This window comes from Pseudomonadota bacterium (assembly GCA_018242545.1).
Classification (GTDB): Bacteria; Pseudomonadota; Alphaproteobacteria; order 16-39-46; family 16-39-46; genus 16-39-46.
On the sequence record JAFEBT010000004.1, the window covers coordinates 19,666 to 33,798 of the forward strand.

The following is a 14,133-nucleotide window of genomic DNA, read 5'->3' on the forward strand; positions in this document are numbered from 1 at the left end:
GAAGAATACGTTAACATCGAATCAAAAAGCATAAAATACCTTTTGGTTTTCTATCTTAAATGGTCTAAAGGTATGCTTTAAATTCTCAAGAAAAATAAAATTTTTCGAAAGATATTCAAACTAAAAATTATTGTTTTTAATTAAGAAAAAGGAAATATTTATAGAACGTCCTATAAATATTCCCTTTTTGTTCTTTTACTCTTCAGAACCTTTTAGTTAAATTTTTAATTTTTTTAATTCACCAGTAACTCCATTATCTGCCACAGAGGGCTCAATAACAGCCGCTTGTACCACCGGATCTCCTGCATTCCCAAAATTAAAAACAGGTTGAGGTGCTAAGCTTCTTGGCTTAAAATCTTTGGGTAGTTGTAAACGTCGTAGCGCCCTTAAAATAGGTCGCGGCTTATCAGGGTCATCATTAAATACCAAAACTCCCCAGCCTTCTCCTTCTTTTTGTTGCAATAAAAGATTTTGTTGCCTTATTAAAGTCTCTTCAAATTCTCTTTTTTTGATCTCATAGCGTTTAAGTTTTATATTTGGAAGAGACGCAGGTTTGAGATCATCTTCCATGGCAGAGCATTCAGAAAAACTCTTAAAACTAAGAAATGCAAATAAACTCATATATAGGAATTTTTTCATAAAAACACCGTTCGTAAATAAATTATAAAAAATTATACCTTTTTAAATATTGAGGTGTAATTATCAAAGAAATTTATGCAATACAAGGGATTTTTAGAGAGAAAAAAGAGCGTTTTGGTTAACTCTTTCAAAAAAAAGATTTAAATTTTAGGTGTATGGAATGCACTTAAAAGACTTTTTGTTTCTCATTTAGTTTTTTGTATCCAGAACAGCTTTTAACGTTAAAAGATCTCGCCAAGCTTCTCTTTTTTTAGAGGGAGATCTTAAAAGATAGGCGGGATGGTACATTGCAAGCGCAGGAATAGGTGTTGAAAGATGAGGCATTTTGTATCCATGCCATTTTCCCCGAAGTCGAATAATCCCTTCTGTCGTATTTAGAAGAGCTTTTGTTGATACTCCTCCTACAAAACATAAATACTTTGGGCCAATTAACTCAATATGCCTTTCTAAAAAAGGAAGGCATACGGCAATTTCTGAAGGAGTTGGCGTACGATTTCCAGGTGGACGCCAGGGAATGATATTAGAAATGTAAATATTTTCTTTTCGGCTTAATCCTATGGTTGCAAACATTTTATCAAGCAGTTGCCCACTCACTCCAACAAAGGGACGTCCTAATCGATCTTCATCGGCACCCGGAGCTTCTCCAATGACCATGAGGGACGCTTTTTCATTTCCTTCTCCAAAGACAAGATTCGTTGCTGTTTTCTTTAAAGCACAACCCTCAAAAGTCTTCATAATATTCTTTAACTCCTCTAAAGTTTGTGCTTTTCTAGAAAGTGCATAAGCACTTCCTTGTTGTGCATCGGGCGAAAAGCGCTCTAAAGAAGATTTATGAAAGATGTTTTCCATCTTTGAATGATTTTCTTCATTTTTGATGCTCTGAGGGGCTTCTTTTGGTATGAAAGTTTTTTTTGACTGAGATTGAGCGAGTTCTTTCTTTAATGCAGAGAAGTTTAGAAAAGATTCATTGTCAGAAAGATTCAGTCTATTTTGAGGACTTTCACCAACGATTTCATCAACGCCCATGGCTTCAAGCCAATTCAATGTATCTGAAAGATTTTTATAAAGTTTTGGCATTGAGTTTATTTCTCAAAAATTTAAGATTTAATCTTATTCAACGGTAACAGATTTAGCAAGATTTCGGGGTTGGTCAACATCTGTTCCCTTTAAAACCGCTGTATGATAGGCAAGAAGTTGGACAGGAATCGTATAAATAATTGGAACAATCCAGCCAGGCACATTTGGGAGTACAACTTTAGCATGGAGGGATTTTCCAATTTTTTCAAGAGCATGTTCATCTCCTAAAGCAATAACTTTTGCAGATCTTGCCATTATCTCTTGGATATTTGAAACCGTTTTGTCCAAAAAAAGCTCAGAAGAAGCGAGAACAACAACAGGCATTTGATCATCTATAAGCGCAATAGGACCATGCTTTAATTCTCCTCCAGCGTACCCTTCAGCATGGATATAGGAGAGCTCTTTAAGCTTTAAAGCGCCTTCTAACGCAACTGGAAAAAGAAGGCTGCGCCCTAAAAAAAGAACATCTCGGGCTTGAGCCAGTTCAGGACAAATTTTCTTAATGCTCTCTTCCACATCAAGAACATGCGTAAGAAGGGATGGAAGCATAAGAAGGTCTTGAATATAGGTGTGCTCTTGCTGAGAAGAGAGTTTTCCACGCAATTTTGCAAATCCAACACTAAAACAAGCAAGCACTGTCAATTGACAACTAAAAGCCTTTGTTGAGGCAACGCCAATTTCAGGACCGGCATGCGTTAAAAGCGTAGTATCAGAGGCTCTGTCAATGCTGCTTTCTGCGACATTTACAATCGAGACAATCAACGCACCTTTGGATTTTGCATCCATTAAAGCAGCAAGCGTATCTGCTGTTTCTCCAGATTGTGAAATAAATAAACAAAGTGTTTTAGAAGAAAGGGGACTCTCTCTATACCGAAATTCAGAGGCAATATCAACATCAACAGGTAAGCCTGTTAAAGATTCCAACCAGTATTTTCCAATCATTCCAGCATAATAAGATGTTCCACAGGCAACAATGACAATACGCTCAATATGAGAAATATTTTCAGGAAAAGGAGGAAGCCCTATGGATTGTGTTAAAGGTTGAATGTAACTTTGAAGTGTTTCAGAAATGACAAGGGGTTGCTCATGGATTTCTTTTTCCATAAAGTGTCTGTATTTTCCTTTTCCGATAAGCTCTCCTGTTAAAGCCGTTGTATGGATGGGACGCGAAATCTCATCTCCTTTTTGATTATAAATTGTTGCTTTTGAAGAGGTTAAAACAACCCAATCCCCATCTTCCAAATAAGATATTTTTTGCGTAAAAGGTGCGAGAGCAAGTGCATCGGATGCTAAAAACATTTCAGTGTCTTTATACCCAACCGCCAAAGGAGGACCTTGGCGTGCACCCATTAAAAGATCGGGGAAATCTTTAAATAAGACAGCAAGTGCAAAAGCTCCTTTTAAACGACTCAGCGTTAACTGCATGGCTTCTTTGGGGGTTTTTCCAGAGAGAAGATAATCTGTTAAAAGATGCACAACAACTTCCGTATCTGTCTCTGTTTCAAAAACCGCTCCTTTAGAAGCTAACTCTTGATAGAGTTCAACAAAATTTTCGATAATACCATTGTGTACAAGCGCAACTTTCCCATTGCTATGAGGATGGGCATTGCGTTCAACAGGAAGTCCATGCGTTGCCCAACGGGTATGCCCAATCCCAATCGTTCCAGGAACATGACATGCTTCAAGTTTTGCTTCTAAAAACTCTAATTTTCCTTCAGCACGAACACGATGAAATACGCCGTTTTCAACGGTTGCAATGCCTGCAGAATCATACCCTCGATATTTAAGCCTTCTTAATCCTTCCATAAGAAATGGAACAGCCTCTTTGGTTCCCACAACACCAATAATTCCACACATTTAAATTTAGCCCTTTCTAATTTTCCGAGCACGCTGCTGAAATCGTTTTGCACCCTCTAAAATTTGCTTTTGAGGACTCCGTGAAAGAGCAATTGCATCATCTGCAACATCTTGTGTAATAACAGATCCAGCACCAATAATCGCTCCTTCCCCAATAGAAATAGGAGCAATAAGTGCGGTATTTGAACCAATGAAAACTTTTTCTCCTATTTTTGTTTCATGTTTAGAAATCCCGTCATAATTACAGGTAATGGTCCCCGCTCCAATATTTGTACTTGCTCCAATTTCGGCATCGCCAATATAAGACAAATGGTTCACTTTAACATCTTTTGAAAGCACCGACTTTTTAATTTCAACAAAATTTCCAACACGAACATTTTCAAAAATCTCAGTACCTGGTCTTAATCGCGCAAAAGGCCCTATGATAGAATTCTTTCCAATCTTTGCGCCCTCTAAATAAGAAAAGGCACGAATTCGCGCACCTTCTTCAACCCTGACGTTGGGACCAAAATAAACATGGGGCTCAACAAAAACGCCTTTCTCTAAGGAAGTATCATAACTAAAATAAACGGACGCTGGATCCTGCAAAGAGACACCTTGTTCAAGAGCTTTTAACCGAGCTCTTTTTTGAAAAACCTCTTCAGCAACAGCGAGATCTGCTTGAGTATTTATGCCAAACACCTCTTCTTGAGAAGCAAGAGCAACAGATGTCTTTAATCCTTTTTGAGCAGCAATCTCAACACAATCAGTCAAATAATATTCTTCTGATGCATTGTGACACGTCACCTCTCTTAAAAGAGAGGATGCAACAGAAAGATCCAAAATCATCACACCAGAATTACAGAGTGTATTTTTTAATTCTGCTTCAGTTGCTTCCTTTGCTTCAATAATCCGGGTACAAAACCCGTCTTTATCTAAAAAAATACGTCCATATTGATTCGCAGAAGGAACCTCCATTCCAAGAATTGTTAAAGCAGCTTTTGAAGCTTTATGCTTATTAAGAAGACGTTTTATTGTCTCTGGTGTAATAAGGGGAGTATCACCAAAAAGAACCAGCAAGCAGCCTGCTGGAGCAGACTCAAAAAAGGGAGCTGCAGCTAAAACAGCATGTGCTGTTCCTTTTGCTTCTGATTGAATATAACATTCTATGGGAGAGACAAAGCCCTTAACTTCGTCCATTTGAGAAGAAATAACACATGCTTTATGAGAAAGGGGGAGCATTTTAAGCGTTTCTAGAACATGCCCAATAAGAGGAAGCCCTCCAATTTTATGCATAACTTTTGGAATTCCAGACTTCATACGTGTTCCTCCTCCCGCACAAAGAACAAGTGCTCTTATAGAGTCTGTGGTGTTAGAATTTAGAGAGGAGGTCATAAATGAGAAAATCCTTAAGATTAAAATAAGCTTCATCAGAAAAATGCCATATATTTTTCCTTTTTCCAAGTCAAGTGTTGCGACAAATTATTACGCAGTATATAAGAAATTATTCTTGGTACAATTTATGTTCCTCCTCTTAAAAAGGATTTGCCATGTCTCTTATTAAATCATTCACGACTGTTGGTTTTTTTACAATCTTAAGCCGCATTTTTGGGTTTTTAAGAGATTTTCTTATGGCCATGTATATTGGCGCTGGGCCCGTTACAGATGCCCTTGTTGTTTCGATTAAAATTCCAAGTACACTCCGAAGACTCTTCGCAGAAGGAGCCTTCAATGCAGCTTTTGTTCCTCTTTTTGCTGGCACCCTATCTGCCGAAGGAAAGAAAGAAGCACAAACCTATGCTGAAGAAGTGATGTCTTTTTTGGTGACTGTCATTATTGGCGTCATTCTTATTTTTGAACTTTTTGCACCTTTTTTCATGTCCTTTTTAACGCCTGGATTTAAAGCAACCCCTGAGCGTTTTGAGCTGGCATTAGCCTTCACACGAATCACATTCCCCTATCTTCTTTTGATTTCTCTAACCGCTCTTTATAGTGGCATTTTAAATTCTTTAGATCGTTTTGTTGCAGCCGCCATTTCTCCTGCCATTGGAAACATTTTTATATGCGGTATTATGATTATTGCGGGTGCTTCCGTTAATATCGGAGAGATCGTCGCAGTTGCCGTTCTTCTTTCAGGTCTTGTGCAACTTCTCTGCGTCCTTTTTCCAACCCATCAACAGAATATTAAATTGAGGCTGATCAGACCCGGCTTAACCCCTCGAACCAAAAAGTTTCTTATTCGCATGATTCCTGGAGCAATTGGGTCAGGAGTTGTTCAAATAAACCTTTTCATTGGAACAACGATTGCCTCATTTCTTCCTATAGGGGGTGTTTCCTATCTTTATTATGCTGATCGTCTCAATCAGCTTCCCTTAAGTGTTATAGGAACAGCCATTAGCACAGCTCTTCTCCCCTTAATGTCCCGTCAACTTCGCCGTGGGGATACACAAGCAGCCCTCCATAATCAAAATCGATCGCTTGAATTTGGACTTCTTTTAGCGCTTCCTGCAACCATCGCTCTTTTGATTGCTGCTGAACCTTTTGTGATTGTTCTTTTTGAGCGGGGAAAATTTACGGCAGAAATTGCGCACCAGACGGCTCTTACACTTATGGGTTATGCCTGTGGGTTGCCGGCTTATATTTTAATTAAAATATTTGCAACCAGCTTTTTTTCACGAGAAGATACCAAAACGCCTGTTATTATTGCAGCCATCGCTGTTGTTGTTGATATTGCCCTGAGCCTCCTTCTCTTTATTCCTTTAAAACATGTCGGCATTGCCCTTGCGACCGCAGGGGCTTCCTGGGTAAATGCCATCCTTTTAGCCTTTATGCTTCGGAAACGCGATCTTCTCAATTTCGATGCACGCTTAAAACGCTTTATTCCTAAGGTTTTGGCGTCTTCCTTTATGATGGCTCTTGTGCTTTATATCGTTATTGAAAACACGCATGATTTCATTCTTGGAAACAATTGGGAAAGAATTGCGGGACTTATTCTCATTGTAGGAAGTGGGCTCATTGTTTTCTTTGTGGGTGTCTTTTTAACAAAAGCTGTGAATTTTAAGGACTTTGATAAAAACCCTCCAAGCCATGACGTCCCTTTGCCTTAAGTAAAAAGAGGAAATATTTTAAAATCTCTTATTTTTTAGACATTTTAATTTTTATTTTCTTATTTCTCTTAACAAAAATTTAAGAGGGGGGCTTTTGTCTCTTAAGAGTCCTTTCTTAAAAAAACTTTATACGCCGTTAAGATTTCATAAAATCCTTAAAAAAATCTTTAAGAAACTTAAGCCCACCTTCATTTATCTTTTATAAAGCAGTTAAACCCTTCGCACATAAGCTTTCCGTGGGCATTTCTCGCCGAACTCTTTCTATGAATTGCGGAAGCTTATCCATTGACATTTTGAACTGATTTTCTTTTTCTGTTGGAACACCTCCATATCGAATGCAAAGATCCTGTATTTTTTTACTTGGACTCTCAATTTGGACAACAGGCCATGGTTTCGTACTACTCCAATAAGCTAAATCACGTGCAGTTCCAATTATAGTTGCAGAACGCGTCTTAATAAGTGGTGTATACGAGTTACCAGCCGTCCTTATTGCACTTATTCCTTCTAAGGAAATTAATGAAATTCCACCTAACAATGAAAAAAAGAGGATGGATCGACAAGTTTTTTTAAAATGCCTTTTTCTTCTCCTTATTTTTATTTATTGTATGTTTAGCGTATCAGTTTTGTGTCGATTTACCAAATTTAATACAATTTTTACCCCATAAGCTCTTGAAAGTTCATAATAATAAATTCTTTAAAGTTTCTTTTTCATTTCTCCATCACGTCTCCTGACTGAACTTCAAAAAATTGAGCCTTTCCTTGAGCTGCTTCAAAAGCAGACCTGTCTGTTCCTGTAAAAAATGTCTGGACATTAAGACTGTCGAGTTCTTCAAATAATGCCTCTCGTCGAATCGTATCCAAATGGACCATTCCTTCATCTAAGAGCAAAAGGGGCGTCTCTTTGCGCCGAAGAGCATGAATTCTCAAATGCGCTAAAATCAAAGAAATTAAAAGAACCTTTTGTTCTCCCGTTGAACAGAGAGAAATAGAAATATTTTTTTGAACATGCGTGATGTCAAGATCGCTTAAATGAGGACCTAAAGAAGCACCCCCAGAAATCCTATCGTAAGCACGCGCATCTTTGAGCCTTTGTTTAAAAACCTCTTCTACTTCAAGAGCAGATGAACATTTAAGAAGTTTTTCGATCTCTCCTTTCAAGATAAGAAAAGCTGTTGGAAAAGATTCCCGATGAGAGTTCATACTTGACATCAAAAGCTCAATCATTTCTTGACGAGACGCTGTCAAAGCAACGCCTTCAAGAGCCATCTTTTCTTCAAGAGCTCCGAGCCAAAGAGGATCATTTCTGTTTTCTTTTAAAAGGCGAGATCTTTCGCGTAAGGCATATTCATATCGATACAAACGCTTAGAATGTTCTGGATCAATGCTGGAGATAAATTTATCAAGAAGTTTTCTTCTTTGGGAAGGCCCTTCGCTTAAAAGACGATCCATTGCTGGCGTCATCCAAAGCACACTTAAGATTTTTTCAAGTTGATTTTGAGAGTTTAAATCAACGCCATCCACACGAATAAGACGTTTTTCAGTTTCTCCTTCTTTTATAGGGACAGCAAGACCTGTTCCAATTTGACAATTTCCACGCGGGAGCGTTAAACAAGCTGAAATAACCCATCCTAATGAAGACTCCGCGCTTTGAGAAGGGATTTTTAACAGATCCAACAACTTTGCTTGCCGAAGGCCTCGTCCAGGATTTAAAAATGAAATGGCCTCTAAAATATTTGTTTTACCGGCACCATTAGGACCTGTAAAAATGATAATTCTTTCTTCAAAAAGGAGTTTTAAAGAAGAATAGCATCTAAATTGCGTAAGCGTTAAATTTTTAAGCCGAATAGGAAACAATTTTAAAACCTTTTAATACTAGAAAATACCTATTTTTGCACTTATTCTCTTGACGAATACATCAAATCTTGTATCCTAGAAAAAGAGATATGTTTTATTATGTGTGTCACAAAAAAAGCAAAACATAAACCATAAAAAGGATGTTCATATGACACGTTCGGAACTCATACACAAGTTAGCTTTACGGTTTTCAGATATATCTGAAGAACATATGGAGCGTATAGTTGCGCTCATTTTTGATGAAATTTCATCTTCTCTTGCAAAAAAGAACCGAGCAGAATTCCGGAATTTCGGAGCTTTTTCTGTGCGTCATCGTAAAGGACGCCTTGGGCGGAATCCACGTACTGGGGCACCCGTAAAAGTTGAAGAAAAGGATATTCCTTTTTTCAAATGTGGACGTTCTCTTTTATCGAGCCTTAATCAGTGGAAAAGTTAGATCTTTCAGGGAGCTTATAAGATAGGCAGGTTTTTCTCTTTAAATAAAATCTAAAAACCGCTTTGTAAGCGGTTTTTTGTCTTAAAATTTTTCTATTGCAAAAAGAACATTAATTTGTAAAGCTTTCTTTAGTTTTTTTATAAGGAAGATCGCATGTCGAAAATTTTGTCTCTTATCATTATGATTCTCGTTGTTATTTTTTCAGTGTCCAATAAAACACCAACGCTTGTAAGCTTATGGCCACTGCCCTATGATCTTGAATCTCCTTTAGTCTTTATTATTCTTATTGTTTTTTTCTTAGGATTTTCGATTGGATGCTTTACAAATTGGGTAACCCATTTTTTTCAAAAGAAAGATTCAAACGATTAACTTTTAAAGATCTGAAGCTTTATAATAATCCTGATACCATGCTACAAGTTTTTTAATACCCTCTTCAAGGGACGTAACAGGATCAAATCCAAAATCCTCTTGCGATTCTTTAATGTCAGCACAGGTCTCTTTCACATCCGCTGGATGCATTGGAAGGAATTCAATTTGAGCTTTTTTCCCAATATTTTCTTCAATTAAAGAAATAAAACGCATTAAAGATTCTTTTGAAGAGTTGCCAAGGTTATAAACTTTGTGAAGAGGGTTTCCTTCAGAATCATAAGAGGGCTTTTCAAGAACTTTAAGAATGCCTGAAACAATATCATTCACATATGTATAATCTCTGGCCATTTTTCCATCATTAAAAACAGGAATCGGCTCCCCCTTTATAATTTTGCGTAAAAAGATGAAAGCAGACATATCTGGACGCCCCCAAGGGCCATAAACCGTAAAAAATCTTAATCCTGTTGCTGGAACTTTAAAAAGGTAACGATACACACCCGATAAAAGCTCATCCATTTTCTTTGTTGCAGCATAAACAGAAATCGGTGAATCCGTTGGATCTTTAATGGAAAAAGGGAGTTTTTCGTTCAAACCATAAACAGAAGAAGTTGATGCATAGACAAAATGTTGAAAATCTTCCTCAAAACGCGCTTGCTCTAAGAGAATTAAATGCCCCATAACATTTGTTTCTATATAGGTAAAAGGATCTTCCAAAGAATACCTAACACCTGCTTGCGCCGCCAAATGAACAACTTTCTTAGGATGATATTGCTTCCATAAATTTTCAACTTCTAATTTCTTTGAAATATCAACTTTATGAAAAATGAACTGAGGAAACTCTTTTAAAATTTTAAGACGGTCCTCTTTTAACTTAACATCATAATAAGGGGATAAATTATCAAAAGCGAGAACCTTTTCACCTTTTTCAAGGAGGGTCTTTGCCACATGAAACCCAATAAACCCAGCAGCTCCTGTGACAAGAATTGGAAATGACATTTAAAATCCTTACCTTAAATAATTAAACCGTTCACGTCGTGATAAGCGCCTTAAGATAGATGCTTTACTACATGACGAAGGGGGATCTGGTCAAGACCCAGGAAATCATTTTCTCCTTCTTTTCTTAAGAACACCCTGTTGTGGATCCACATGTTTCACATTTTAAACATGTTCCATTTCGAACCAATGTAAAATTTCCACATTCACGACACGAGTCTCCTTCAAATCCCTTAAGACGTGCTTCTTGAATACGATTTATACGCGTTGATTCCACAGGAGATTTAAGGCTTTCTGAAACTTTGAAAGAATCTTCTTCTTTTTCACTTTCTTTGACAGCGTCTTCTTTGATACGGATTTGAGAAACTGTTTTATTTTGAATCACATAAAGATTCCGTCTCATGTATCCTGTACTTGCATGTTGTACCGATTGATCAAAAGCTCCTAAATTCTCAGATTTTATAATCCCTTCTCGTGTGCTTCCTTGACCCAAACTATCTGGAAGGATATCTGCAGGCTCTGCATGAGCGAGATCCGTCCGGCCCAAATAAGAAACTGCAAGTTCCCTAAAGATATAATCCAAAATAGACGTTGCCATTTTAATGGTATCATTTCCTGTCACAATACCAGAAGGTTCAAAACGCGTAAAAACAAAAGCATCTACAAATTCTTCTAAAGGAACCCCATATTGAAGTCCAACGGAAATTGCCATGGCAAACCCATGCATCAAGCTCCGAAAGGCTGCTCCTTCTTTATGCATATCTATGAAAATTTCTCCAAGCTTTCCGTCTTCATATTCTCCTGTTCTGAGATAAACTTTATGCCCTCCGATTGTTGCTTTTTGAGTATATCCTTTACGCCGAGGGGGAAGTTTTTGACGTTCCACATGCCGAATAATTTTTTCGACAATACGTTCTGCCATCAATGTTGTTTTTTCAGTCTGTGAAGCGGATAAAATCTTTTGTGCTTTTTCATCTTCATTCTCATCTATAAGATCAAATCCCAAATCTTGCGAAGAAGAAGATAAAGCTTGAGAAAGTTTTGATCCATCTCGATAAAGAGCATTGGATTTAAGGCCAAGCCTCCAAGATAGCATGTAAGCTTCGTCACAAGCGTTTATATCAGCAGAATGGTGCATATTGATGGTCTTAGAAATCGCTCCAGATAAAAACGGTTGCACGGCCGCCATCATATGAATATGACTTTCAAGAGATAAATAACGAACACCAAGACGTCCACAAGGATTTGCACAATCAAAAACAGCTAAATGCTCTTCTTTTAAAAATGGAGATCCTTCAAGGGTCATAGCGCCACAGCAATAAAGATTTGCTTCTTCAATTTCAAGGGGTGTAAATCCAAGAGCTGAGAGAATTTCAAAGGACGGGTTTGCAAGATCTTCTTCAGAAAATTTCAACGTATTTAAACAAAATTCTTTTCCTAAAATCCAAGCATTAAAAACAAATTTAATATCAAAGGTACTTTTTAAAGCATTTTCAAGCTTTTGAAGAACGTCATCCGTAAAACCTTTGTCTTTTAACGTGTCTGTATTAATATAAGGGGCATTTTTAAATGTCGCATGCCCAACAGCATATTTAATAATTGCATCAATCTGAGAATCTTCATATTTAAGATGTTTTAAAGCTTCTGGAACTGTTTGATTAATAATTTTAAAATACCCACCTCCGGCAAGTTTTTTAAACTTAACAAGTGCAAAATCAGGCTCAATCCCTGTTGTATCACAATCCATGACAAGTCCGATCGTTCCTGTCGGAGCAATAAGCGTTGTTTGTGCATTTCGGTACCCATGTTTCTCCCCCAAGGAAAGTGCTTCATCCCAAACCTTTTGAGCCGTGGTAATGAGTGAAGGAAGAGGACAATGAGATTTCTCTAAAGGAACAGGGTTTATATTTAAATTTTCGTATCCAGATGTTTTTCCATAAGCAGCTCTGCGATGATTGCGCATGACGCGAAGCATATCTTCGCGATTTTCTTCAAATTTTTCAAAGGCTCCAAGCTCTGAAGCTATTTCAGCAGAAGTCGCATAACTAACACCTGTCATAATCGCCGCCAAAGCACCTGCAATTGAGCGTGCTTGAGGACTATCATAAGGAATTCCTGCTGACATTAAAAGGGCGCCAATATTCGCATATCCTAAACCAAGCGTTCTAAAATCATAGGAAAGCTCAGCAATCTCTCGAGATGGAAACTGCGCCATTGACACTGAAATTTCAAGAACCAATGTCCAAAGCCGCACAGCATACATATATCCTTCTATATCAAAATCAAAAGTATCTGCATGCCGGCGAAATGTCATGAGATTGAGAGACGTTAAATTACAAGCTGTATCGTCTAAAAACATATATTCAGAACAAGGATTTGAAGATCGAATTTTGCCATTTTTAGGACAGGTATGCCACGCATTAATCGTCGTATCAAATTGTACGCCTGGATCTGCGGAAGCCCAAGCCGCGTAGCAAACCTGATCCCAGAGGTGACGCGCCGAAAGCGTTTTAAAAGGTTTTCCATCTGTTCTTCGAATAAGATTCCATTCTCCATTTTCACAAACAGCTTTTAAGAAATCGTCTGTCACACGAATAGAATTATTTGAGTTTTGTCCAGACACCGTTGCATAAGCTTCTGAGTTCCAATCAACATCATAGATATCAAAATTAATATGTAAGATCCCTTGACGCGCAAGCTGCAGGGCACGATGAATGTAATTATCCGGAACAGCATGATACCGCGCTTCTTTAATAACATTCCTTAAATTAAGATTAACATGCGGATCAAAAGCTTTATCCCCTTCCCCTTTTTCTTGCCCGTCTTGAATCACTTTAAAAATTTGATTTAAATATTTATGGGCAATTTTTGATCCAGTCACTAAAGAAACAACTTTTTGTTCTTCTTTAACTTTCCAATTAATAAAATCTTCAATATCTGGGTGATCCATATCCACGACAACCATCTTTGCAGCACGCCGGGTCGTCCCTCCTGATTTGATTGCTCCCGCAGCACGATCTCCAATTTTTAAGAAACTCATAAGCCCTGAAGATTTTCCACCCCCCGAAAGAAATTCTCCTTGTCCACGAATATTCGAAAAGTTACTTCCTGTTCCAGAACCATATTTAAAAAGACGCGCTTCGCGCACCCAAAGATCCATAATTCCGCCTTCATTAACCAAATCATCTTTTATACTTTGGATAAAACAGGCATGTGGTTGAGGCCTTTCATAAGAAGATGTTGAAGAGCGGAGTTCTTTTGTTTTTGGATCAACATAATAATGACCTTGAGACTCTCCATTAATCCCATAGGCCCAATAGAGTCCTGTATTAAACCATTGTGGAGAATTAGGAGCTGCCATCTGATGGCACAGCATATAACGAATTTCATCATAAAAAATAAGAGCATCTTCTTCACTTTTAAAGTACCCTTCTTTCCACCCCCAATATGTCCATGTTCCAGCCAATCGATCAAAAACTTGTGTCGCTTTGGTTTCACTTCCATAACGTTCTTTTTCAGGCATGGTTGAAAGAATTTTTTGATCTGCTTCAGATCGATAGAGCCATGCAGGAACATCTTTTTCAGGAACAGGCTTTAAAGCAGAAGGAACGCCCGCTTTTCGAAAATATTTTTGAGCAATAATATCTGCCGCAACTTGTGACCAAAAGTCGGGCACCTCAATATCAGGAAGACTAAAAACAAGAGAGCCATCAGGATTTCGAATTTCACTTGTCGTTGTTCGAAATTTAACATCATGGTAAGGAGAACAACCAGCCGTCGTAAATTTTCGAACAATACGCATAACACCCCTCAAGATATTGA

General features: G+C 37.8%; 11 protein-coding genes. 3 read left to right on the top strand and 8 right to left on the bottom strand.

Annotation, left to right across the window (positions count from 1 at the left end):
• Positions 1 to 216: 216 nt before the first annotated feature.
• The 4 genes from JSS34_01330 to glmU form a co-directional block, all read right to left on the bottom strand.
• Positions 217 to 639 (bottom strand): hypothetical protein, encoded by a 423-nt coding sequence (locus JSS34_01330; protein ID MBS0184989.1) that lies wholly within the window; start codon positions 637 to 639, stop codon positions 217 to 219.
• Positions 640 to 828: 189 nt separating this feature from the next.
• A complete protein-coding gene (locus tag JSS34_01335) occupies positions 829 to 1,665 on the bottom strand; it encodes a uracil-DNA glycosylase (protein ID MBS0184990.1) in 837 nt (278 codons plus the stop codon).
• A gap of 84 nt (positions 1,666 to 1,749) precedes the next feature.
• Positions 1,750 to 3,573, bottom strand: a complete 1,824-nt coding sequence (gene glmS, locus JSS34_01340) for a glutamine--fructose-6-phosphate transaminase (isomerizing) (protein ID MBS0184991.1) — start codon at positions 3,571 to 3,573, stop codon at positions 1,750 to 1,752.
• A gap of 6 nt (positions 3,574 to 3,579) precedes the next feature.
• Positions 3,580 to 4,947 carry a bifunctional UDP-N-acetylglucosamine diphosphorylase/glucosamine-1-phosphate N-acetyltransferase GlmU gene (gene glmU / locus JSS34_01345; GenBank protein MBS0184992.1) on the bottom strand — a complete coding sequence of 456 codons (1,368 nt, stop codon included), beginning with the start codon at positions 4,945 to 4,947 and terminating at the stop codon, positions 3,580 to 3,582.
• A 155-nt stretch (positions 4,948 to 5,102) separates the two neighbouring features.
• On the opposite strand from glmU, the gene murJ reads away from it, so the two are divergent.
• The gene (murJ, locus tag JSS34_01350) at positions 5,103 to 6,659 is read left to right on the top strand and encodes a murein biosynthesis integral membrane protein MurJ (GenBank protein ID MBS0184993.1); all 1,557 of its coding nucleotides are present in this window, start codon (positions 5,103 to 5,105) and stop codon (positions 6,657 to 6,659) included.
• Between the two features lie 199 nt (positions 6,660 to 6,858).
• On the opposite strand, the gene JSS34_01355 is transcribed toward murJ, so the two are convergent.
• The gene (locus tag JSS34_01355; protein ID MBS0184994.1) at positions 6,859 to 7,194 is read right to left on the bottom strand and encodes a hypothetical protein; all 336 of its coding nucleotides are present in this window, start codon (positions 7,192 to 7,194) and stop codon (positions 6,859 to 6,861) included.
• A gap of 173 nt (positions 7,195 to 7,367) precedes the next feature.
• On the bottom strand, positions 7,368 to 8,513 hold the full coding sequence (recF, locus tag JSS34_01360; GenBank protein MBS0184995.1) for a DNA replication/repair protein RecF: 1,146 nt from the start codon (positions 8,511 to 8,513) through the stop codon (positions 7,368 to 7,370).
• Between the two features lie 148 nt (positions 8,514 to 8,661).
• Between recF and JSS34_01365 the strand changes: the two genes are divergently transcribed.
• Both JSS34_01365 and JSS34_01370 read left to right on the top strand, forming a co-directional pair.
• On the top strand, positions 8,662 to 8,949 hold the full coding sequence (locus tag JSS34_01365; protein ID MBS0184996.1) for an integration host factor subunit beta: 288 nt from the start codon (positions 8,662 to 8,664) through the stop codon (positions 8,947 to 8,949).
• 153 nt (positions 8,950 to 9,102) lie between these two features.
• Positions 9,103 to 9,318 (top strand): DUF1049 domain-containing protein, encoded by a 216-nt coding sequence (locus tag JSS34_01370; protein ID MBS0184997.1) that lies wholly within the window; start codon positions 9,103 to 9,105, stop codon positions 9,316 to 9,318.
• A 3-nt stretch (positions 9,319 to 9,321) separates the two neighbouring features.
• Here the strand turns inward: JSS34_01370 and JSS34_01375 are convergent, their stop codons facing one another.
• Together JSS34_01375 and JSS34_01380 are read right to left on the bottom strand one after the other, a co-directional pair.
• Positions 9,322 to 10,314, bottom strand: a complete 993-nt coding sequence (locus JSS34_01375) for an SDR family NAD(P)-dependent oxidoreductase (GenBank protein ID MBS0184998.1) — start codon at positions 10,312 to 10,314, stop codon at positions 9,322 to 9,324.
• A 124-nt stretch (positions 10,315 to 10,438) separates the two neighbouring features.
• On the bottom strand, positions 10,439 to 14,113 hold the full coding sequence (locus JSS34_01380) for a vitamin B12-dependent ribonucleotide reductase (protein MBS0184999.1): 3,675 nt from the start codon (positions 14,111 to 14,113) through the stop codon (positions 10,439 to 10,441).
• Positions 14,114 to 14,133 lie beyond the last annotated feature (20 nt).

What these genes read in the sequence shown, in the direction of transcription:
- JSS34_01330 (MBS0184989.1), bottom strand. Translation starts at nt 639, where the DNA reads ATGAAAAAATTCCTATATATGAGTTTATTTGCATTTCTTAGTTTTAAG.
- JSS34_01335 (MBS0184990.1), bottom strand. Translation starts at nt 1,665, where the DNA reads ATGGGCGTTGATGAAATCGTTGGTGAAAGTCCTCAAAATAGACTGAAT.
- glmS (MBS0184991.1), bottom strand. Translation starts at nt 3,573, where the DNA reads ATGTGTGGAATTATTGGTGTTGTGGGAACCAAAGAGGCTGTTCCATTT.
- glmU (MBS0184992.1), bottom strand. Translation starts at nt 4,947, where the DNA reads ATGACCTCCTCTCTAAATTCTAACACCACAGACTCTATAAGAGCACTT.
- murJ (MBS0184993.1), top strand. Translation starts at nt 5,103, where the DNA reads ATGTCTCTTATTAAATCATTCACGACTGTTGGTTTTTTTACAATCTTA.
- JSS34_01365 (MBS0184996.1), top strand. Translation starts at nt 8,662, where the DNA reads ATGACACGTTCGGAACTCATACACAAGTTAGCTTTACGGTTTTCAGAT.
- JSS34_01370 (MBS0184997.1), top strand. Translation starts at nt 9,103, where the DNA reads ATGTCGAAAATTTTGTCTCTTATCATTATGATTCTCGTTGTTATTTTT.
- JSS34_01375 (MBS0184998.1), bottom strand. Translation starts at nt 10,314, where the DNA reads ATGTCATTTCCAATTCTTGTCACAGGAGCTGCTGGGTTTATTGGGTTT.
- JSS34_01380 (MBS0184999.1), bottom strand. Translation starts at nt 14,113, where the DNA reads ATGCGTATTGTTCGAAAATTTACGACGGCTGGTTGTTCTCCTTACCAT.